This is a genomic window from Pseudomonadota bacterium (assembly GCA_039024915.1).
GTDB lineage: Bacteria > Pseudomonadota > Alphaproteobacteria > Rhizobiales > MH13 > MH13.
Genome location: JBCCPK010000002.1, coordinates 104,213 through 124,249 on the forward strand (window position 1 = coordinate 104,213; position 20,037 = coordinate 124,249).

Annotated in this window: 18 protein-coding genes and 1 riboswitch; of the genes, 9 read left to right on the forward strand and 9 right to left on the reverse strand. The window is 58.0% G+C overall.

Going from position 1 to position 20,037, the window contains the following annotated elements; all coding sequences use genetic code 11:
* Positions 1–25 precede the first annotated feature (25 nt).
* Positions 26–1,039 (reverse strand): thiamine ABC transporter substrate binding subunit, encoded by a 1,014-nt coding sequence (gene thiB, locus AAF739_03805; protein ID MEM6381774.1) that lies wholly within the window; start codon positions 1,037–1,039, stop codon positions 26–28.
* A gap of 63 nt (positions 1,040–1,102) precedes the next feature.
* Positions 1,103–1,217: riboswitch (TPP riboswitch) on the reverse strand.
* Between the two features lie 71 nt (positions 1,218–1,288).
* Here thiB and AAF739_03810 point away from each other — a divergent pair.
* A complete protein-coding gene (locus AAF739_03810; GenBank protein ID MEM6381775.1) occupies positions 1,289–1,951 on the forward strand; it encodes a thiamine diphosphokinase in 663 nt (220 codons plus the stop codon).
* Here AAF739_03810 and AAF739_03815 read toward each other — a convergent pair.
* From AAF739_03815 to AAF739_03835, 5 genes are all read right to left on the reverse strand, one after another.
* A complete protein-coding gene (locus AAF739_03815) occupies positions 1,945–3,060 on the reverse strand; it encodes a LacI family DNA-binding transcriptional regulator (protein MEM6381776.1) in 1,116 nt (371 codons plus the stop codon). The genes AAF739_03810 and AAF739_03815 overlap by 7 nt on opposite strands.
* A gap of 177 nt (positions 3,061–3,237) precedes the next feature.
* Positions 3,238–4,572 (reverse strand): MATE family efflux transporter, encoded by a 1,335-nt coding sequence (locus AAF739_03820; protein MEM6381777.1) that lies wholly within the window; start codon positions 4,570–4,572, stop codon positions 3,238–3,240.
* Between the two features lie 63 nt (positions 4,573–4,635).
* On the reverse strand, positions 4,636–5,349 hold the full coding sequence (locus tag AAF739_03825; GenBank protein MEM6381778.1) for a D-lyxose/D-mannose family sugar isomerase: 714 nt from the start codon (positions 5,347–5,349) through the stop codon (positions 4,636–4,638).
* A gap of 83 nt (positions 5,350–5,432) precedes the next feature.
* A complete protein-coding gene (locus tag AAF739_03830; protein MEM6381779.1) occupies positions 5,433–5,738 on the reverse strand; it encodes an usg protein in 306 nt (101 codons plus the stop codon).
* 142 nt (positions 5,739–5,880) lie between these two features.
* Positions 5,881–6,741 carry an AraC family transcriptional regulator gene (locus AAF739_03835; protein ID MEM6381780.1) on the reverse strand — a complete coding sequence of 287 codons (861 nt, stop codon included), beginning with the start codon at positions 6,739–6,741 and terminating at the stop codon, positions 5,881–5,883.
* 115 nt (positions 6,742–6,856) lie between these two features.
* On the opposite strand from AAF739_03835, the gene AAF739_03840 reads away from it, so the two are divergent.
* Positions 6,857–7,687, forward strand: coding sequence for a phytanoyl-CoA dioxygenase family protein (locus AAF739_03840; protein MEM6381781.1), 831 nt, complete (start codon positions 6,857–6,859; stop codon positions 7,685–7,687).
* Here AAF739_03840 and AAF739_03845 read toward each other — a convergent pair.
* Positions 7,684–8,157 (reverse strand): DMT family transporter, encoded by a 474-nt coding sequence (locus AAF739_03845; GenBank protein ID MEM6381782.1) that lies wholly within the window; start codon positions 8,155–8,157, stop codon positions 7,684–7,686. The two genes, AAF739_03840 and AAF739_03845, sit on opposite strands and share 4 nt — an antisense overlap.
* 103 nt (positions 8,158–8,260) lie before the next feature.
* Between AAF739_03845 and AAF739_03850 the strand changes: the two genes are divergently transcribed.
* The 7 genes from AAF739_03850 to AAF739_03880 all read left to right on the forward strand — a co-directional run bounded on the left by AAF739_03850 (position 8,261) and on the right by AAF739_03880 (position 18,385).
* On the forward strand, positions 8,261–8,941 hold the full coding sequence (locus AAF739_03850; GenBank protein ID MEM6381783.1) for an MBL fold metallo-hydrolase: 681 nt from the start codon (positions 8,261–8,263) through the stop codon (positions 8,939–8,941).
* Between the two features lie 87 nt (positions 8,942–9,028).
* The gene (locus AAF739_03855; GenBank protein MEM6381784.1) at positions 9,029–9,388 is read left to right on the forward strand and encodes a hypothetical protein; all 360 of its coding nucleotides are present in this window, start codon (positions 9,029–9,031) and stop codon (positions 9,386–9,388) included.
* Positions 9,389–9,449: 61 nt separating this feature from the next.
* Positions 9,450–11,183 carry an ABC transporter substrate-binding protein gene (locus AAF739_03860; GenBank protein MEM6381785.1) on the forward strand — a complete coding sequence of 578 codons (1,734 nt, stop codon included), beginning with the start codon at positions 9,450–9,452 and terminating at the stop codon, positions 11,181–11,183.
* A 94-nt stretch (positions 11,184–11,277) separates the two neighbouring features.
* Entirely contained in the window at positions 11,278–12,360 is a 1,083-nt protein-coding gene (locus AAF739_03865; protein ID MEM6381786.1) for an ABC transporter permease, read from the forward strand.
* Positions 12,360–13,325: an ABC transporter permease gene (locus AAF739_03870; protein ID MEM6381787.1), complete on the forward strand. Its 966-nt coding sequence runs from the start codon at positions 12,360–12,362 to the stop codon at positions 13,323–13,325. The genes AAF739_03865 and AAF739_03870 overlap by 1 nt, the downstream gene beginning before the upstream one ends.
* Before the next feature lie 12 nt (positions 13,326–13,337).
* Positions 13,338–15,131 (forward strand): ABC transporter ATP-binding protein, encoded by a 1,794-nt coding sequence (locus AAF739_03875; protein MEM6381788.1) that lies wholly within the window; start codon positions 13,338–13,340, stop codon positions 15,129–15,131.
* A gap of 20 nt (positions 15,132–15,151) precedes the next feature.
* On the forward strand, positions 15,152–18,385 hold the full coding sequence (locus AAF739_03880; protein MEM6381789.1) for a glycoside hydrolase family 38 C-terminal domain-containing protein: 3,234 nt from the start codon (positions 15,152–15,154) through the stop codon (positions 18,383–18,385).
* Here the strand turns inward: AAF739_03880 and lhgO are convergent.
* Together lhgO and AAF739_03890 are read right to left on the reverse strand one after the other, a co-directional pair.
* Entirely contained in the window at positions 18,382–19,587 is a 1,206-nt protein-coding gene (lhgO, locus tag AAF739_03885; GenBank protein MEM6381790.1) for an L-2-hydroxyglutarate oxidase, read from the reverse strand. The two genes, AAF739_03880 and lhgO, sit on opposite strands and share 4 nt — an antisense overlap.
* A complete protein-coding gene (locus AAF739_03890) occupies positions 19,581–20,036 on the reverse strand; it encodes a VOC family protein (GenBank protein MEM6381791.1) in 456 nt (151 codons plus the stop codon). Before AAF739_03890 ends, lhgO begins: the two co-directional genes overlap by 7 nt.
* Position 20,037: the final 1 nt, after the last annotated feature.

The window sequence follows — 20,037 nt, forward strand, 5'->3', positions numbered from 1 at the left end:
TGTCTGCTCAACCGACCGGACGAAACTACCGATCGACCGCGTTCAACCATTCATCAACCCACTCACCACGACGCTCGGCCACTATTTGCGGGTCGAGCAGCAAGGCTTGTGTCGGTTCGACAAGCCGTTCAAACGGCTCAGGCAGGGCTTCAGACCCGGGGGCCACAGGCAGCATCCAGTTGGTGACGGGAATAACCGATTGCGCCTGAGGAGAGATCAGGAAAGCGAGAAACTCTCTTGCAAGATCGAGCTCGCCAGACTGCGCTACAGCCGCCGCGATCTCGATCTGGATGTAGTGGCCTTCCTCAAACGCGGCGGCCTGATAACGCCCCTCCTCCTCGACGACCATGTGATAGGCAGGAGATGTTGTGTAGCTCAGCACCATAGGCGCTTCGCCTTGAGTGAACAGTCCGTACGCTTCGCTCCAACCGGGCGTGACCGTCAAAATGGTATCAGACAATTCTTGCCAACGTTCAGCGGCGTCATCGCCAAACACAGCCTTCATCCAGAGCAGAAAGCCAAGGCCCGGTGTCGATGTCCGCGGGTCTTGAATAACCAACGGCTGCGAGCCGTCGCTGGCGACGAGTTCCGCCAGCGATGTGGGCGGCGTTTCGATCGCTTGGGTGTCGTAGATCACTGCAAAATAGCCATAGTCGAACGGGACGAAAGTCTCGTCTTGCCATTCCACCGGCAGCTCGAGCGTCGAAAGATCGGTTTCGTGAGGCGCCAACAGACCGGTCTGCTGCGCTTCCGCCAACAGGTTGGTGTCAAGCCCAAGGACGACGTCCGCGTCAGTTGTGTCCCCTTCGAAGCGCAGCCGATTAAGGACAGCCACGCCATCGCCTGGAGCAACCCAATCGAGCGTACAGGAGCACTGAGCCTCAAAGGCCTCTGTGAGAACAGGGCCTGGGCCCCAGTCTGCAATGAAACTATCATAGGTGTAGATCGTCAGGACTCGTTCCTGCGCCCAAGCGCTGCCCGCGAAGCTGACGGGAACCACTAAAGCGACGGCAAAGCGGATCGCACGTGACAGATACATGAATGTTATCCCCTCGATAGCGACCCGGAAACAGCGGTGATCATGGGGGAAGACTGCTTTGTTCAAGCACGCCAGCCCAAATCCCTCCGCCGGCATGATCCGGATCAGGTTCTACGGGTTGGCGTAAGCGTTGTTCGCTTTCCGCCTCTCAGCCTCTTGGGCACCCCGGTGAGCAAGCCGCAAACTACGCGCCGTAGGGGCCCTTGTCTACCGCTTGAAACACGATGCAAGTCATGCGACTGCGACACGATGGCGACCGAAGCGGATACGCGCTATGCAATTCTCCTGGGCGGTGACGTAACCGCGTCGCAAGCGCTGAAAAAGCTCGTGCCGGGACGTCGCGTGATCGCCGCGGACGGAGGCATTCGACACGCCCGGCACCTTGGTTGTGATATTGAGCTTTGGGTTGGCGACTTCGACTCGGCGTCCGCATCCGATCACAATCAGTATGCGCAGGTCTCGCGGCTCTCCTACGATCCCGAAAAATCCGATACCGACGGCGCCCTAGCAATTGCCGAAGCGAAGAAGCGAGGGGCGACCGACATCGTCCTTGTGGGCGCGCTGGGCGGCCGGTCCGACCACACTTTTGCTCTGATGACACAAGCCATTGCGCTTTACGGAGAGGGGCTGGATGTCGTTTTAACCGACGGGGTGCAGTTTGCGGTGCCGCTTGGAGACGAGGAAATACACTTGGCCCTTCAAAATGGTGATCGTTTCAGTGTGCTTGGATTTACCGAAATGCAGGGCCTGAACCTTCACAACGCAAAGTGGCCATTGGTCGGGGCCAACGTTCCGTTTGGTAGCACTCTGACCATCTCAAACGAAGCGCAAGGGCCAGTAACCGCTTCCCTTGCCAAAGGGCGAGCTCTGTTGATCTGGTCTGCGTCACAGCCGGACGAGGTGGTTCAATGAACAGCGCCGTTTGCTTCAGGACGCCCTCGCCTTGTTGGGGAGCCGTCTGAAGATCGCCGAACCAGGGTTGGCTCCAAGACAACCTGAAAACCATCGGGCTGGGCGCCGGCCATAATGGAAAAAAGCGTCGATATCAGCCACTTGCCAATCTTCTTGGTTGGTTGGCTCATCGTCGTCAAGGGAGGCGACGTCGAAGATCCTAGCGGAACCCCGTCATAGCCAGTCACCGACACATCGCGCCCAACAGCGTATCCACGCGACGTGATCGCCTGAATGGCACCAATGGCAACGATGTCGGCCGGGCAGACTATCGCGGTCGGCTGATGCGAGTTTGTGCCATCAAACAACTGCGCGACAGCCATCTGACCGCTTGCCGATGTATGTTCACTTGAGACGATCTCAACATCCTCGGCAGATAAGCCACACGAGCGAGCGCCCCGGTCAAAGCCAGCGCGTCGTAGCCTTGCAAACGTCGCATCGTCTTTCAGGTCTAGGTACGCGAAACGCCGGTGCCCTAACGCGCAAAGATGATCGACCATGCGGGCGATCGCCGCTTCATTGTCCATATCTATGTAGGCAAACGGCGTTTCCGTCTCCGCTCGGCCGTAAACCACAAAAGGAACCCGCATCTCCTGCAAAAGCGCGATGCGAGGATCATGATCGCGGGAATTGGTAACAATGAAGCCAGCGGTTTTCTGCGCCGAGATCAGGCGGCGGTATACATCGACCTCCTCTTCGCCCTCACGCACCGTTGCAACAAGCAAATCAAAATCCTTCTCTGCCAGCGCAGAGGCAAGAGCATCGAGAAAATCCGACAGAAAGGGGTCGCTCATTGGCCCGTTTGCAGACGGCAAAATAAAAGCGACGGTTTCAATGCTTCCACGCGCCAGCTGCCGGGCACGGGAAGATGGCCGGTAGTTCAGCTCACGCGCAAGTTTCAAGATTCGGTCGCGGGTCGCTTCGGCTATGTCGGTGTAGCCGTTGAGCGCACGCGAAACGGTGGCAGGCGCCACCCCCGCACGCTCAGCGAGATCATTTATATTGATCCCCGCGTTTGTCCTCACCCTACGGGATCGATCTGAGACTGCTCCGGTCACCTTCTTGGTCACCTGGCCCTCCTGCGCGAAGCGGGTTTGACCCACTTTTTTGTTTCCGCGCGGCCTGCTAGCGGATTGATTTGCCACCAACCGCCGACGTTTCTCCCGTCCGCCGGTACCGTTTTCACAGGCAGCAAGCAACCATTGCCATAGTCTGATCGCTTCCTTCCAGCCACATTGAACGGGCCGCTATGCCACCGCGACATCTGGCAGACCTCTCCGAGAGAGCACGACAAAACGCATTGCCATAGCAAACAGCGAGAAAACGCTGCTCAGTAGGATAGCTTGGTAGAGCCCCAGAGGTCCGCCGCCTAGGTGGACGGCCAGCACCCAGCCCAGTGGCACCATGATAGCCCAATAGCTCACCAGGTGGGCCAAAGTTGGCACCCAGCTATCTCCCCTGCCGCGGCAGGCATGGTTGAGCACGGTTTGTCCGCCATCAGCGATAAGGGCCGCAACCATCCAAACCATCACTGGAGCCGCCGCAAGGAGAACCGCTTCGTCCGTCGTCAAAATGCCGAGAAACCAACGAGGCGCCAGAAGGAACAGGGCACAGAAGACCAGCGAGCAGAAAACGGAAAGCGAGAATCCAGCCCATCCGGCCCAAACCATGTCCCGAAGACTTCCCCTGCCCCAAGCGTTGCCCACGCGAACTTGCGTTGCTCCCGCAATTCCAAATGAGATCATGAAGGTGACGGCGAACAACTGAAACAGAACGCCCATCGCGGCCAGCCCTATAACGCCAAGCAGGCCGGCGATCAGCGTCAATGCTGTAAACGACCCCGCTTCAAGACCGTACGAGACGCCCGATGCTAGTCCCACACGGCTCTGTTCACGCCAGGTTGGGGCGTGAACAGCCTGATCAGCGTCAGCAGTCGTCGGAGTACCAATTCCATAACGCTGGCGATCGCGAAGTCCAAAAAAGACATAACAATATAAGCCAACGCCAAGAAACGAAGCGGTGACAAGCGTAGCTAACGCGCAGCCCCACGCACCCAAAGCCGGTATCGGTCCAATGCCAAATACCAGCGTGATACTCAATCCAAGGTTCAGGACGTTCGCCAACAAAACCGCAAGCGTGGCTTGGAGCGGTTTTTCAAGTGCTTCGAGGAACATCGCTGAAACGAGGAATAGCCCAAAAAAAGGCAAACACATCCCAAGCAAAGCGGTAACCTCGCCACCGCCTTCTGCAAGGGTCCTGTCCTGACCCAAAAGCGTAAACAGCCAAGGCGCACCTTGAACGATCAACGCAATGACGGACCCGATGACAATCGCAGACACAAGCCCTCGCTTCCAGACGAGAGCGGCATGAACGGGTGCGCCGGCGCCAATCGTTCGCGACACGAGCGTGGGAACACCCAAATGCAGCCCAGCAACCATGGCGACAAGACTGTCATAGATTGCATAACCCAGGACATAGAACGCCAGTTGGTCGGCTCCGGCGCGCCCGACCACGATGACATCGACGGTGGTCATCATCAGGATGCCAACCCGTGACAAGATCACGGGCCAGGCGAGAACCACGGTGCGCCGGAGATGCCAAGCCAGTCCGGCTTCGGAGCGTTGTTTGCTTGGAGTTGCAGTCAATCAGACAGCCGGGCTTTGCGGCGCCGCTAGCCAGCGATCATAATCAGACACAAGAAGGTGGATGGGCGCTTCGTCCTCTTCGACTTCCGTAAATCGCGGAATTTCCTCGCGAAACACGTTATCGATCTCGTCGTCGTTGACTGTCGAAACCTCACCAATGAGAACATCCGCTTTCTCCGCCCAAAAGGCGTGCCAGACGCCGGGCATGAGCGTCACGCTTTCTCCGGGCTCGAGCTTTAGCAGACCCCCCGCCTGCAAGCTCTTCATTCGTCCATCGACGGGCACCGATACAGGTTTAGTTGGATGCAGCCACCCTTCCTCGTCCGGAGCGAACAGTTCGAGCACCAAAGTGCCGCCGCCTCGGTTGATGATGTCTTCAGCCTTGATGTTGTGCCGGTGCATCGGCGCCAACTGATCTTTCCGCGAGATCATGATCTTTTCCGCGTAGACCATACCGCCACCGGCTTCTAAGTCAGCCAAAAGCCCGTTGCGAACGGTAAAAAGGAAGAGCCCTGTTTCGCTGAACGCACCGGTCGCATAATCGGTCACGTCCCAACCCATACGCCGCTTTGCAACCTGAGAGACTGTATCCCCCGAGCAATTCGACACCAGCTGGTCAGGCGTCCAGTACGCGAAGGGCGGCAGTGTGTAGGAGAAGGAGCGGAAAAACGCGTCGCCCTGCCGGACGATTTCATTGATTTCAGATCGCTTCATGGAACAAGGCCGCCCTACCCATATCGACTTGGAGCGGCGATAGGTGTCACGGCAACCGCAAGTAGGTCAATAAAACAAGCGGGTCAGTGTATGGGAAAATCTCCGTCCACATGCCGCCACACACCCGGGCTGATCAGTCTCCGGTGGGCAAACTGCACTGAATGCAGTGGCCCGTCGAGTTCGGCTTTCCAGAAAGCAATGAATTTCTCCAGGCGCGGAAATTCCGGTGCAAGGTCGAGCGTCTGCCAGATAAAGGTCTGCAGCAAGCTGGGATGATCAGGCATCCGATAGAGGATATTTGCGGTGGTAAGGCCGTAACCCTCCAACATGAGCTTCATATCCTCGCGCGTCGGTGCCGCAGCTGCATTGTGGGGGCTGGGTGCTTGCATGGCGTGCTCCTGTTGCTTGCTCACAGATCAGCAAAGCGTCGGCAGGAACGGTAAACAAGTCCTTAAACTGAGCAGACGTGCACCAATTTTTTCCAATATGATCAGTATGTTAGCAGCCTATCATGGTGAGTGATAACAGCCTTTATCCTCGAACAGGATCCCCGCGATGACGGTTGCGATATCTCCTTGGGGTCGTCCCATGGGCACTTTTGAACTGCCCGTAAAAGTGGCTGAGATTCGGGAGACCGACCTCATCGGCGATCTCAACGATGGCCATCGAACTGTGGACGAGCAATCGGGCGGCAGTCGCCATACGCGCCTTCGCCACCAGTGCTGATGGACTACACCCCGTATACTGACGGGTCGTCCGCGCGACGTGAGCGGGCGTCCGGCCGGAAGCCTGAACGAAACCTTTCACGCCACCCTTGAGGCCTTCCCGGGTATCGAGATTTCTCCAGCATTCTAACAGCCAAGCTGGACCATCTTCGACACCCGGAGGCAGCGTGGTGTCGCTGTGCAGAAGGCTGAGCACAGCAAGCAAGAACGCGTCGAGCGATAAAGGCGTCCGCGCGGCGGCATCCAGTCGGTGACCCCAAAGCGTCAACGCTCGACGAGCCCAAGCCCCCAATGGCCGAACCTCAGGAAGGTGGCCGGTAGCCCAAAAGGCGGTGCCCGCGACCACCTCACCATGCCGCTGGGCGACGAACTCCAGGGCATCGGAAGGGAAAGCCAGATTGACGAGGAGGGCTGAGGCTCCAATCGGCTCAAGCTTGTGCACATCAGCCAGGCGCATGAAAACAATGTCGCCGACGCCAAGGTGCTGGTTATGGCCGTTGACTGTGTGGACCAATCTCCCACGCTCAAGCCAGAACAGTTCGACATAGTCCTGGGAATGCGGACGCGCCGATGCAAGGGGTGTCGGTCGCAATTCTATTCGAGCGAAATGAAAGTACTCACCCGTGCTCGTGTAGTCCTCAAGTCTTCGCTGATCGGCCTTTGGCATCAAAATACCATAAGAAAAACGCCAAATCCGGCAAGACACATCAACAAAAGAGAAGTCTGTTCGCGGATGTGACGCTGCTCAGGTGGCAACCCACTTCGTAGAAGGCATCCGCTCCATGCTCACGCTTGCCGAACCATATATTTTTCAGCCGAGCCCAATGAAAGCCGGCCACAAGCTGAGCGCCGCGCAAGTCTCTCACTACAATCGGGAAGGCTACATTAGCGGCTTGAGAGCTTTCGATGCCGATGCCGTCGAGGCCAACCGAGCCTACTTCGACAGCCTGCTTCGGCAAGCCGGTCCCGATGGCGGATACGCGGTGAATTGCTTCCAAGCGCGGCTAAGGGGCGTCTGGGACCTGTGCACAAATCCACTCATTCTCAACCACGTCGAAGACATCATCGGCCCCGACATCATCTGCTGGGCGTCTCACTTTTTTGCGAAACTGCCTGGCGACCCACGCGCGGTTCCCTGGCACCAGGACGCAATCTTCTGGCATCTGGCGCCTAGCCGCACGGTTACGGTTTGGCTCGCGATTGATGATGCCGACGAGGATAATGGTGCCTTGCAGTTCATTCCTCAGACACATGACAAGGGCCGCCTTGCTTGGAGGAAAGCCGGCGATCGCGATGTGCTCGACAAAAGCATCGTCGACGTGGATTCACTTGGCGAGCCCGTCTTCAACACCCTGAAGGCCGGCGAGTTCTCCTTGCATGCCGACATGCTGGCCCATGGATCGCGACCCAACCTTTCCGGTCGCCGGCGCTGTGGTCTGACGATCCGTTACTGTCCACCAGAGGTGACCGTTACGGATAAGACGTGGCGCCGCGGGATCGAGCCAATCATCTGCCGGGGAAAGGAGAGAACCGGCCATTGGGAGCATCATCAGCGCCCAAGTAGCGACGCGTTCGACCCTTCAAAAGGTCCGCGCAATGTCGGGGGAAATTAGACGCGCGACAGAAGCAGCCCACCAAGAACGAGGACGACTGCCATGATGCGTGTGGGAGAAACAGCCCGTGCCTCAAGTCCGAAAGCGCCCGTTGCGTCAATGACGAGGGCCGCAAGTAGCTGACCCAGAACCGCTGCCGCGACTAGGGTTACGACCCCAACACGTGGCACGCTCCAAAGGGCAGCCAGAACATAAGTGGTTCCCAAAAGCCCGCCGATCCAGACCCAGCTCGGCGCCTCTGCGAGATCGGGCAGCGCAAAACCGCGACCGCTCGATACCACGCCCGCCAACCAGATAATCAGTAACGCGACGAAACCGACGAAGAAGGAAACACAGGCGGTTAGGACCGGATCGTCAAGAAAGCGATTCAAGGTCGCATTTATGGGCGCCTGGATGGAAATGGACATTCCGCCGATCATCATCAACAGGATCGCAATCGCGATGATGAGTGGGGTCGGTTCACTGGGCATAAAAGTTCCGTTGCTTTGGGTATGTTTGCGGGGCTTGCTTGGCCCGATACACTGGGCGAACAGGAATTTCGTTCCCCGCCTTCGAACAAGGACGATCACACCAATGCAAGTAAAATGGTACGGCCAAGCCGCGTTTCTGTTGACCGCCGCTGACGGTACGCGCGTCATCACCGACCCTTACACGCCCGAACTGTTGGGATACAGCCCGATTCTGGATGAGGCCGATTTAGTCATCATTTCGTCGGCCGATGACCAAGCCCATTGTCGTGCTGATCTGATAGGCGGCAAGCCCAAGGTTATCAATGCGCTTGATACAGCGCTCGGGGGTGGCCTTGCGCGTGCGGCCGGGGTCGAAGTTCGCGCAATTGAGGCTGCAGAATGGGAGCACCATCCTCGAGGCGTACCCGGTCAAAATGGCATGTACAGGTTTGAACTCGATGGGATGAAGATCGCCCACATGGGTGATGTCGGCAATCCGCTCAACAAAAAACAGATGGCCTTTTTTGAGGACGTCGATGTGCTGCTGGCGTTGGCCGGCGGTTACCTGACCATTGAGTTGCCCAACCTCGATGAGCTGATCAAAACGGTCAAACCAAAGTTGGTGATCCCGATGCATTTCAGGACCCTCACATACAAGCCGCGCAACACGATGTGGATCGAGAGTTTCCTGTCCTATTTCGACGACAGCGATGTGGACTTCGCACTTGATCACACCGTTAACCTGATGCCTGACGATATCCCTGCCACGACACGCGTCCTCGTGATGGATTACGCCCGTCACTGACGCTGAGTTGTACGCTGAACGTTTGCGGCCATCTTATCCGTGGTCACGGGACAGGTGACGTCTCTCGCCTGCAGACCTGGCACCTAAATGATCGGCCTGATCGGCGTCGGCACACATCGGGGCAGCGGACTTTGTATCGTTGCAATGTCAGGCAAAAGTATCGCGCCGGCTGGAGCCTCACGCCTGTCCTTTGCTTCGTTCATCCCGCCTAACCGATTGGCACCGGCCCTCCTCTTCCCGACCCAACAGATAAGGACCAACAGGCCGCGCAGCGCCCGTGTGAAAGCCGCGAACGCCAAGGATTGCAAGCTGCATCACGCTGACGATGGCAGCGCGCTCGCTGCCTTCGCTGGACGGCGCGAACCTCAAACGACGAGCGATGATGCCGCAGGTTTTGCATACGCTTGCAAACTTATTCGTACTAGACTTATTCTGAAGGCGGATTAGCATCATGGAAAAGCGGAAGCGGTTTTGAAAACTCGAGCCGCCGGGTTCAAGGGAGGAAATAATGACCCATCTTCAGGCCAGCCTTCTGGCAGGTACAGCGTTGGCGCTTGCCTTTACGGGGACCGTTAACGCACAAGATGTTCCCCGCGAAGACACCGTCATCTTCGATATCGACCGGACGATCCGGGATCCTGAGAATTTCAACCCGTTCACGCCCGGTGTTAAACGTCAGCACGGCGCGCATCAGACGATGTGGGAGCCTCTTTTCATCCTCAATTATGAGAGCGGTGAAATTGAACCGTGGCTGGCGACGGGTTTTGAATCCAATGAGGCGCAGGATGAGTGGACGCTTACCTTGCGCGACGGTGTCACATGGTCGGATGGAGAGGCCTTCAACGCTGATGACGTCGTCTTCACCGTCCAGATGGCACTGGACAATGAAGGCCTGTCCGAGCGTGAGCCGGCAACCATCCAGGCGCAAGTTGCTTCCGTTGAAAAGGTTGATGATCTGACGGTCACTTTCACGCTCAACAACTCCAATCCCCGCTTTGTTCTTGAGAATTTCGCCAACCGTATCTTTGGCTCGTTCTTGATCATGCCCGAGCATGTCTGGGCTGGCGAAGATCCTTCAACCTTCGCGTTCAATCCGCCGATCGGCACCGGCCCTTACACGATGACGTCCATGGCCACCAACCGGGCTATCTGGGATCGAAACGATGATTGGTGGGGCGCTGCATCGGGCTTTATGGACCTGCCTGAGCCGCAACGCGTGATCTTCCTTGAGTCCGGCGGCGAGGAGAACCGCGCCCAGCTGATGGTCGCGAACGAAATGGACGCTGCACAGGCCGTAACGCTTGGCACCTTCGAGGCCATGCAGTTCCAAAACCCGAACGTTATCGCTTGGTTTGATGACCTTCCATATGCCTGGCCCGATCCATGTGCTCGCCAAATGGAATTCAACACCACCGTTGCGCCCTGGGATAACGCGGATATGCGTCGCGCGGTGGAGATGCTGATCGATCGCAATCAGATCGTGAACGTCGCCTACGAAGGGACAACTCAGCCGTCACGGACCATGTTCGTGCAGTACGGCGCGATGGACCCATTCATTGATGCCATCGAGGCTGCCGGTCACGGCTTCACTGCCGAAGCGGACGTCGACGGCGCGAAAGCGATCATCGAAGCCAACGGCTACACCATGGGTGGCGACGGTATCTTCGAACGCGATGGCGAAGATCTTGTTGCCAACATCCACGTGAACTCGGCATCACCGGAATATACGCGTACAATCGACGTCATTGTCGAGCAGCTCAATCGGGCCGGTATATCGGCCCGCTCCGTGCCGGTCGAAAACTCCGTGTTCTGGGGCGAGGTCCTGCCGCTTGGCGGCTACGACATGAGCTATTCATGGCTGTCCTGCGGTTCGGTAAATGAGCCTTGGGCATCGATGAACCGCTACACCAACGCAACGATTGCCCCGATCGGTGAACGGGCTCCGGGCTTCAACAATACCGGTCGGTGGAACAGCGATGCCACGGCTTCCTACACCGAAATCGTCGAACAGATGGGCACCATGCCGATTGGCGATCCATCGATTGTGGACATGGTTGCTGAAGCGCACGGCTTCCTTGCTGATGAGGTGCCGTTCGTCCCGCTGGTTCAGGCCGCGAAGCTCTTGCCTTTTAATGAGACCTTCTGGACGGGTTGGCCAACCGCCGAGAACAACTACAATCACCCCGCATTTTGGTGGGGGTCAGCACACCAGATCATCCACAATCTGGAAAAGGCTGAATAAAGACATCAGCAAAGGGCGGGACGCGGACGAGCGTCCCGCCTTTTTCGTAAGGTCGCGACCATAAGCGGCAAAAACAAACCAGGGGGACAAGGGCATGAGCGGCGCTACGGCCAGCGTTCCGAACAGCGGCGGCACCATCTTCGGAATTCCGTCGTCCTATATCGTCAATCGCCTGATCACGTTCGTTTTAACGGTCTGGATTGCGGCGACACTGATCTGGATTATTCCACGGCTTTCACCGGTTGACCCTGCCGAAGTCATGCTCGGGCGGATGGCATCTGGTGGTGCATTCGTCGAAGGGTCCGATCAGATCCTTGAACAGTTACGCGAGCGCTTTGGCCTCAACGAGCCTCTTTGGGTTCAGTACCTGCTTTACCTGCGTTCGATCATCACCTTCGATTTTGGCCTATCGGCGGCAAGCTTTCCGACACCCGTCGCCGCCCTGATCTGGCAGGCGTTGCCTTGGACCATCGGCCTGATGCTCCTGTCGGTGATCATCACCTTCATCATCGGCAACGCACTCGGCGCGTTTATGGTGTGGGAGCGGACACCGAAAGTCTGGAAGGTGGTGATCCCAAGCTTGATGATATTCACCGCGATCCCGCCCATTTTGTCTGGCCTGCTGCTTCTGTATCTGTTCGCGATAAAGATGCGACAATGGACCGGGGGCGATTTGTTTTTTCCATTGACCGGGTCCTACGGCATCAACGTGGAACCTGGCTGGACACTCGAGTTCGCCAATTCGGTTATCTACCACGGCACGCTGCCGGCCCTTTCGATCATCCTGGTGACTTTCGGCTTCTGGACGCTCGGCATGCGGGGGCTGATGATCACCGTCCAAGGCGAAGACTATGTGAACCTTGCCAAGGCCAAGGGGCTTAAGCCGCGCTATGTGCTCTACAAGTACATGGTCCGCAACGCGATCCTGCCGCAGGTGACTGCGTTCGCTCTGAAGATCGGACTGCTCGTCTCCGGCCAAATTCTAGTCGAGCGGATATTCTCCTACAACGGCATGGGCAAGCTGCTCTACGACGCAATCCTCGATCAGGACTTCGCCGTCATTCAGGGCGTGAGTTTCATCATCATTTTGATGACCGCGGTGTCCGTCTTTCTGGTCGATCTCATTTATCCGCTGATCGATCCGCGAATACGGCAATCAACCGAGGGAGGTTCGTAATGGCTGATGCAACGCAACCGGGCCAGAACCTCGGACCAACCACGGACTCCGAAGCCGCGGGTGTGGTCGATACCTCCACCGCCTCGGGCAAGTTCAACCGTTTCGACAACCCCTGGCTCAACCCCAAACTTATTTGGGGCATCGCGATTCTCCTCTTCATCATCATGATGGGCTTCATCGGGCAGTTCGTGTGGAACACCGAACTGGTCTTTACCGGCTCGACGCCCCTGCGCTTGCCACCGGTTGGTTTTGAGAACCTTCGGGGAACGCCCGGCGTTGGCGAATTCCCGCTCGGCACCGACGGTGCTGGTCGTGACCTCCTTGCCCTCTTGATCGTTGGGACCCCCAACACGCTCATGATCGGGGCGGTGGCCTCGCTCATCGGGATGTCGACCGGCATCTTTTTGGGCTTCTCGGCGGGCTTCATCGGCGGACGGACCGATGATGTGATCCGCATCCTGTCGGACGTGATGATCACCATTCCCCCGCTGCTCATCCTGGTCGTCTTCCAGTCCGCCTTCGGAGACGTCTCGCTTCTGATGATGGCGGTGCTGATTGCCGGCTTCATGTGGCAGTCGCCGACCCGACTGATCCGGGCGCAAGTTCTGTCCATGCGGGAGTCTGGCTATGTGAAAATGGCGCAGCTCTCAGGCGCCTCGACGATGCACATCATGTTCCGCGAGATGATGCCCAACCTGATACCCTATCTGTTCGGCTCATTCATCGCGAACGTGACCACGGCCATCGTAACCGCTGTGGGACTGGAAGTGCTGGGGCTTGGCCCACAACGCATCCCGACCCTCGGACGGGTGATTTACGATGCGATCAATTCTGGCGCGCTGATTCAGAACCTGTGGTGGTGGTGGGGCCTGCCGACGGCGCTGCTCGCGATCATGTTCATCGCGCTGCTGCTCGTGAACCTTGGGCTCGACGAGGTTTCCAACCCTCGTCTGCGCAAGCTTTAGGAGGTTGGGATAATGGCAACTGAAACAATCCAACATCCGATCGATACCTCCGGCAAGGTCGTGCTGACGCTGAAAGACATATCGATCGATTTTCCGACCTCCGGCGGTCTTGTGCACGCCGTCCGATCGCTAAGCCTCAAAATCTACGAAGGGCGCCGTGTGGGCTTCATCGGAGAATCTGGCTCCGGCAAGACCACCACAGCGCTCGCCGTGATGCAGATGCTGGCGGCGCCTGGCTTTGTGTCTGAAGGCTCAATCCAGCTCGGTGATACGGAAATCCTCGATCTCAATGAGGAGGAGATGCGCAAGACGAGGCTCCGCCGGGTCAGCTACATTCCACAAGGCGCGATGAACTCGCTCAACCCGATCATGCGCATTGAGCATCAGATCTGGGACGCAATCAAAGCGCACGAGGGCAACGTCTCGCAGGCCGAACTGAAACGCCGGTCCGATGCTTGCCTCGAAAGCGTCGACCTGCCCGCCCGCACCGGACGGCTCTACCCGCATGAACTGTCGGGTGGGATGAAACAGCGCGTGTGCATCGCGCTGGGTGTTTCGCTTAACCCAGAACTGATCATCGCCGATGAGCCAACATCGGCGCTCGATGTGGTTACCCAGCGCCACGTCATGCAGACGCTGAAGGACGTGCAGGCCGAGATCGGGTCAGGCTTGATCCTGATCGGGCATGATATGGGGCTGATGGCGCAGTCAGTCGATGAACTGGCCGTTCTCAAAGATGGCGAACTGGTCGAGCACGGCCCGGTCAAGACCATCATCGAAAAGCCGGAGCATCCTTATACGCAACAGCTCATCTCCTCCGTGCCGCTCGTGGGCGGCGATAGTTTCCTTGATGCGGAAAACGTTGGAGCGCCCGCGATTAAGCGGGAAACATCGGACAAGCCGCTTCTTGAGTTTGACAACGTCTCGAAAGTCTATGACGGCGTGACCGCGGTACATCCGATGTCTTTCAAGCTTGATGGCGAAGTTCCCAAGATCATCTCGATTGTCGGACAGTCGGGATCAGGCAAGTCCACCATGGGTGGAATGATGCTTGGCTTCAACAAACCTTCAAGCGGCCGGGTGCTGTTCGAGGGCGAGGATGTCTACAAGATGGGACCAGCGGCCAGCCTCGCGTTTCGAAAACAGGTCCAGGCGGTTTTTCAAGACCCTTACGGCTGCTTCAACCCGTTCTATCGGGTCGATCATGCCCTGCGTTTTCCCTTCAAACGGTTCGGCTTTGCCAAGTCTGAAGCCCACACCGAAGAGAAGATGCATGAGGCTTGCACCGCCGTCGGCCTTGATCCGATCCAGGTACTGCGGCGCTACCCTCACCAACTCTCCGGTGGTCAACGCCAGAGGTTGATTGTCGCGCGAGCCCTTATGCTCTCACCGAAATTGCTGATCGCCGATGAACCGGTATCGATGGTGGATGCGTCGCTCCGAGCGACCATCCTCAAGAACATCTACGACTTGAAGGACAAGTACGGGATCTCGATCCTGTACATCACTCACGATCTGGCGACGGCCTATCACGTCTCGGACTACGTTATTGTCCTCTACCACGGCCACGTTGCCGAAGCCGGCCCGCCAAAAGAGGTGATTGGAAATCCGCAACACCCCTACACGCAGCTTCTCATCGACTCGATCCCCTGGCCGGACGTCGAGCGGTCATGGGGAACGTCCGCCTCGGCGGACGATGACGTGAAAACGCTCGCCAGGATTTCGCGCGACACAAGAACTGTGTTTCGTGGTACTGCGCCGGGCTTCGATCTCTCTATCCCCGGGAGCGTTGCAAACGCGGCCTAGCCGCCATCGCGTCATCGTACATGAGACATTCCATTTACTGGACGGTCGAGAAGATCGCCGCCCGTCTCAAGTTGGTTGCGCCGCTCGTGCATCGCAGGCGGCAAGCAATTGAACCTTTCCGATACAAAACGCTGTCGGGGCCGTTAGAACCTGCACCAACGGAACCAGCGATCGACGACAGCGCCTGGCCGATTATTCCTCCGCATAGCTATTGGGGGGAATGGGCCACAGACTTCATCCTGCGCACCAAAATCTCCGTTCCACAGGAGTGGAGCGACAGCAGGCAAGGACCACTGGCGCTTCACCTGCCACTGGGCGTCGCAGGAGACATATTTACCCACCCCGAAGCGACAGCCTACATCGACGGGGAACTTGAAACGTCGATCGACCGCCACCACCACGAACTCCTGCTCCCCGAACATGTACTGGACGGCGAGGAGCATACCATCGCACTGCGGGGCTGGACCGGACTGTCCGGCTGGCCGCCCGATCCGAACGCAAAAGACAAACTGTTCATGCGCGAGTGCGCCATCGTCGAGATCGACGAGCCGACACGGGCCTTCTGTACCCTGACGGGCACCGCCCTGAGCGTCGTGGGGCAGCAACCGGAGACCTCAACGGCGCGCAACGAAATCCTCAAGAGCCTCGATGCGGCATTCAAGGTGCTCGATACGCGTGACCCGGTCGGCGGTGAAGCGTTCTACTCAACCGTCCCAGCGGCGCTCGAAACGCTGACGACCGGCCTTCGGGAAGGCGGCAGCCCGCTTGATGTCGACCTGATTGCCGTCGGCCATGCGCATCTGGATCTGGCCTACATGTGGACAGTGGATCAGTCACGGCGCAAATGCGGACGAACGTTCGCAAACGTCCTGAAGATGATGGAGACCTATCCAGACTATCACTTCACGCAATCGCAGCCGCTGCAATATGTCTTCACCAAACAGGACTATCCAAAGCTTTACGCTGACCTGAAAGAGCGTGTTGCAGAGGGTCGCTGGGAAGTGCTGGGCGGGATGTGGGTCGAGCCTGACTGCGTCATTACCGGCGCAGAAGCGCTCGCCCGTCAGATCATCTATGGACGCCGCTGGTTTCGCGAAGAGTTCGGCAACGACGCCGAAACCCCCTGCCTGTGGCTTCCCGATACGTTTGGCTTCACCTGGTCGCTGCCGCAATTGATGAAAGAAGCGGGGCTCAAATGGTTCGTAACAAACAAACTCAACTGGAACCAATACAACCAGATGCCGTTCCAGCTGATGTGGTGGCAAGGGCTCGACGGAACAAAGGTCATGGCGCATTTCCTGACCACGCCCCGCAAGGTGCAGTATCTGCCGCACGCAACGACCTACAAAGCTGAGCTTACCGCCGAAGAGGTCTTTGGAACGTGGGAGAACTTCCGGCAAAAACCGTCACATAACGAACTCATCGTCGCCTACGGCTATGGAGACGGCGGAGGCGGGCCAACGCGAGAGTTGATCGATACGCTTCACGCCTATGAACACATTCCCGGCACGCCGCGCATGCGCGCAGGCACCGTTCGCGAGTTCTTTGAAAACGCCGAAAACGATCCGAATGTTGCCGAAATACCGACGTGGAACGGCGAGCTCTACCTCGAACTGCATCGGGGAACGCTGACAAGCCAGGCGCGCGCGAAATGGCATAATCGCAAATGCGAGATCATGCTGCACTGCGCCGAGTTTCTTGGGAGCTTGGCACATCTGTCGACCGGTCACCCCTACCCGCACGCGATGCTCCGCAAAGCGTGGGAGACGGTTCTTCTCAACCAGTTCCACGATATTCTCCCGGGGTCTTCGATCACCGAAGTCTATGAGCAGACACTCACCGACTATGCGAACGTGCGGCACACGATCCGTGCTGCCATTGATGGAGCGCTTGATGCGTTGGGGCGCTCGATGCCCAAACAAACGGTCGCGATGGTGGTCAACTCTCAACCGTTTGGCGGCGGGCGCACTGGATTTTTGCCTGGGGCCATCGAAAAAGGCCTCATGGACCTGCGCGATCAACGAAGCCTGCTCACTCAGCCGGTCAGCGGCGGGACGCTGATTGAGACTCCCATCATCGAGCCCTACTCGGTCATTGCGCTGACCGAAACCGAAACCTCCGCCAATCCCAACACCGGCCTTAGGGCCGAGCGCACCAAAGATGGCGGCGCGCTCCTGGAGAACTTTGACGTCCGAGTCGTGTTCGCCACGAACGGTGAATTGGAATCGGTATGGGACAAGAAGGCCAAACGCGAAGTTCTCGCCGAAGGGCAAACAGGCAACCAATTACTCGCCTTCGAGGATCGACCAGTGGTTTGGGACGCTTGGGACATCGATATCTATTTCGAGGACCGCTGCGACCCGATCACCGCGCTCGATTCGATGGATATCGTGGAGACCGGGCCGATACGGGCGACCATCGAGATCGTCCGAACGTTCCGAAGCTCCAAAATCACCCAGCGCATTTCGCTGGACCACCGCTCAAGGCGGATCGACTTTGATACGCACATCGATTGGCGCGAAACGCATACCCTTTTGAAGGCAGCATTCCCCGTTGCAATCCTGTCACCCACGGCGACCTACGACATCCAGTGGGGCAACATCGAACGAACGACCCACCGTAACACCTCATGGGACCTCGCTCACTTTGAAAGCGCTGCGCAGAAGTGGGCGGACCTGTCGGAGGCCAACTACGGCGTCGCGCTCCTCAACGACTGCAAGTATGGCTACGACGTGCATCACAACGTCATGCGGCTGTCGTTGCTCAAGAGTGCTACCATGCCCGACCCAGTCGCCGATCAGGGAGAGCACCGCATGACCTACGCGCTTCTGCCCCATGAGGGCGACTGGCGGCGCGATGTGCCCCGCGCGGCTTATGATCTGAACAATCCACTCATCGTGCACCGCGTCGACAATGCGGAGGGCAACACGGCCTGGCGGCATCTGGCGAAAACGCACAAATCCAACCTGATCATCGAAACCATCAAGCAGGCCGAGGACGGCAACGGCATCATCGTTCGCCTGTTTGAGAACAATCGCGAGCGCGGGCCAGTTACGGTTCAGTTCGGTTTCGATGTTGCGGCGGTCATGGTCTGCAATTTGCTGGAAGACGTGCGCGAGCCGGTTCCGGTCCGACACAACCATATCGAGCTGGACGTCCGCCCCTATCAGATCATCACGTTGCGCGTCGTGCCCGCAGTGTCGTCCGGCGGCGCACCGCTCGAGCTCTTAAGGCAGGGGGACGACCTCAGCTAAGCCGCCCGCGCGGCGATCAAGTCGACAAGGTGCGCGCCTATTGGCAGCGATGACGTCGCAGCCGGTGATGGTGCGTTGCAGACATGAACGCTTCGGGGCGTTTCCCGGATGAGAAAGTCATGCACCAAAGTGCCATCCCGCAGAACCGCTTGGGCGCGGATGCCGGCGGGGTAAGGCTCCAGATCATCCAGTTCCAAACCGGGTGCATATCGTCTGCAAAGCTCGAGGTAGCGCTTCTTCGACAGAGAGTTGCGGAACTCGGTGATACCGCTTCTCAGATTCTTGCGCGCCACCTTCCAAAAGCCCTTGAAACCGATCATGGATCGCACATCGCGCCAATCGACGGTGCCCTTGGCATAGCCTTCCCGCGCAAATCCGAGTACCGCATTCGGCCCGACAGTGACCGTCCCATCGATCATGCGCGTGAGATGAACACCCAAGAACGGGAGGTCCGGATCGGGGATCGGGTAGATCAGATGCTTGATAATCTCATTGTGTTTGGGCGCCAGCCGGTAGTACTCGCCCCTGAAAGGCACGATCTGAAAATCGATATCAAGACCTGCCATTTCGGCGAGCCGGTCCGCTTGCAATCCGCCACAGACAACCAGTTGTCTAGCCTCGATAATGCCCTTTGACGTGGCAACCGAAACAAGGTCCGGCCCTTCTGCGATGGCCGTTACTTCGACGTCGCAAAATACCTTTCCGCCCGCCTCTTCAAGCACCCGCGCCATCGCGCGCGCCATCGCCGGGTAATCGACAATCCCCGTAACGCGGACGAACAAGGCACCGAGCCCGCTTATGTTGGGTTCCCGCTGTCGTAGTTCCTCGGCTGACAGACGTTGAGGGTCGAGCCCGTTGGCGCGGCAGCGTTCTTCGAGCGCGTCCATGCGTTCAAGTTCGACCGGCGTGGTCGCCACGAGCAGCTTGCCGCACTGTTCAAAGGGAATTTGATGTTCGGTGCAGAACGCGACAGTCGCCTCGACCCCTGCCCGGCAAAACCGGGCCTTGAGGCTACCCGGCGCGTAATACACGCCCGCATGGATAACCCCGGAATTGTGGCCTGTTTGATGAGCCGCCAGCTCAGCTTCCTTTTCTAGCACCACGATCGAAGCGTCGGGATAACGACGCGATAGCTGCATAGCGGCTGAAAGACCGACAATGCCCCCGCCGATGACGAGGTAATCAACAGAACCTTCTACCAACTACCGACGTTCTCCATTGCCGCCCATGGTTCCTGCTTAGTCAGACTTTCGCCCTTTTGAAGGAGCTCGATCGAAATGCCGTCAGGGGACCGAACGAAAGCCATATGGCCATCTCGTGGGGGCCTGTTGATGGTAACGCCAGCATCCATCAGCTTTTGGCAAAGGCCATAAATGTCGTCGACAACGTAAGCGAGGTGCCCAAAGTTGCGGCCACCTGAGTAGCTTTCGCCTTCCCCGTCTGCGTCGGGCCAATTGTAGGTGAGCTCGACCATGGGCGCCTTGTTGGCTCGTGCCGCTTCTTCGTCTTCGGGCGCAGCGAGAAAAACCAGCGTGAACCGGCCGCCTTCAGATTCACGACGACGTATCTCGACCATGCCCAACAGGTTGCAGTAGAAGTTGAGGCTGGCTTCCAAGTCCTCTACCCGGACCATTGTGTGCAGGTAACGCATT

Coding starts and splice junctions, on each gene's coding strand:
- thiB (MEM6381774.1), bottom strand. CDS start 1,039: ATGTATCTGTCACGTGCGATCCGCTTTGCCGTCGCTTTAGTGGTTCCC.
- AAF739_03810 (MEM6381775.1), top strand. CDS start 1,289: ATGGCGACCGAAGCGGATACGCGCTATGCAATTCTCCTGGGCGGTGAC.
- AAF739_03825 (MEM6381778.1), bottom strand. CDS start 5,349: ATGAAGCGATCTGAAATCAATGAAATCGTCCGGCAGGGCGACGCGTTT.
- AAF739_03830 (MEM6381779.1), bottom strand. CDS start 5,738: ATGCAAGCACCCAGCCCCCACAATGCAGCTGCGGCACCGACGCGCGAG.
- AAF739_03835 (MEM6381780.1), bottom strand. CDS start 6,741: ATGCCAAAGGCCGATCAGCGAAGACTTGAGGACTACACGAGCACGGGT.
- AAF739_03840 (MEM6381781.1), top strand. CDS start 6,857: ATGCTCACGCTTGCCGAACCATATATTTTTCAGCCGAGCCCAATGAAA.
- AAF739_03845 (MEM6381782.1), bottom strand. CDS start 8,157: ATGCCCAGTGAACCGACCCCACTCATCATCGCGATTGCGATCCTGTTG.
- AAF739_03850 (MEM6381783.1), top strand. CDS start 8,261: ATGCAAGTAAAATGGTACGGCCAAGCCGCGTTTCTGTTGACCGCCGCT.
- AAF739_03855 (MEM6381784.1), top strand. CDS start 9,029: ATGATCGGCCTGATCGGCGTCGGCACACATCGGGGCAGCGGACTTTGT.
- AAF739_03860 (MEM6381785.1), top strand. CDS start 9,450: ATGACCCATCTTCAGGCCAGCCTTCTGGCAGGTACAGCGTTGGCGCTT.
- AAF739_03865 (MEM6381786.1), top strand. CDS start 11,278: ATGAGCGGCGCTACGGCCAGCGTTCCGAACAGCGGCGGCACCATCTTC.
- AAF739_03870 (MEM6381787.1), top strand. CDS start 12,360: ATGGCTGATGCAACGCAACCGGGCCAGAACCTCGGACCAACCACGGAC.
- AAF739_03875 (MEM6381788.1), top strand. CDS start 13,338: ATGGCAACTGAAACAATCCAACATCCGATCGATACCTCCGGCAAGGTC.
- AAF739_03880 (MEM6381789.1), top strand. CDS start 15,152: ATGAGACATTCCATTTACTGGACGGTCGAGAAGATCGCCGCCCGTCTC.
- AAF739_03890 (MEM6381791.1), bottom strand. CDS start 20,036: ATGCGTTACCTGCACACAATGGTCCGGGTAGAGGACTTGGAAGCCAGC.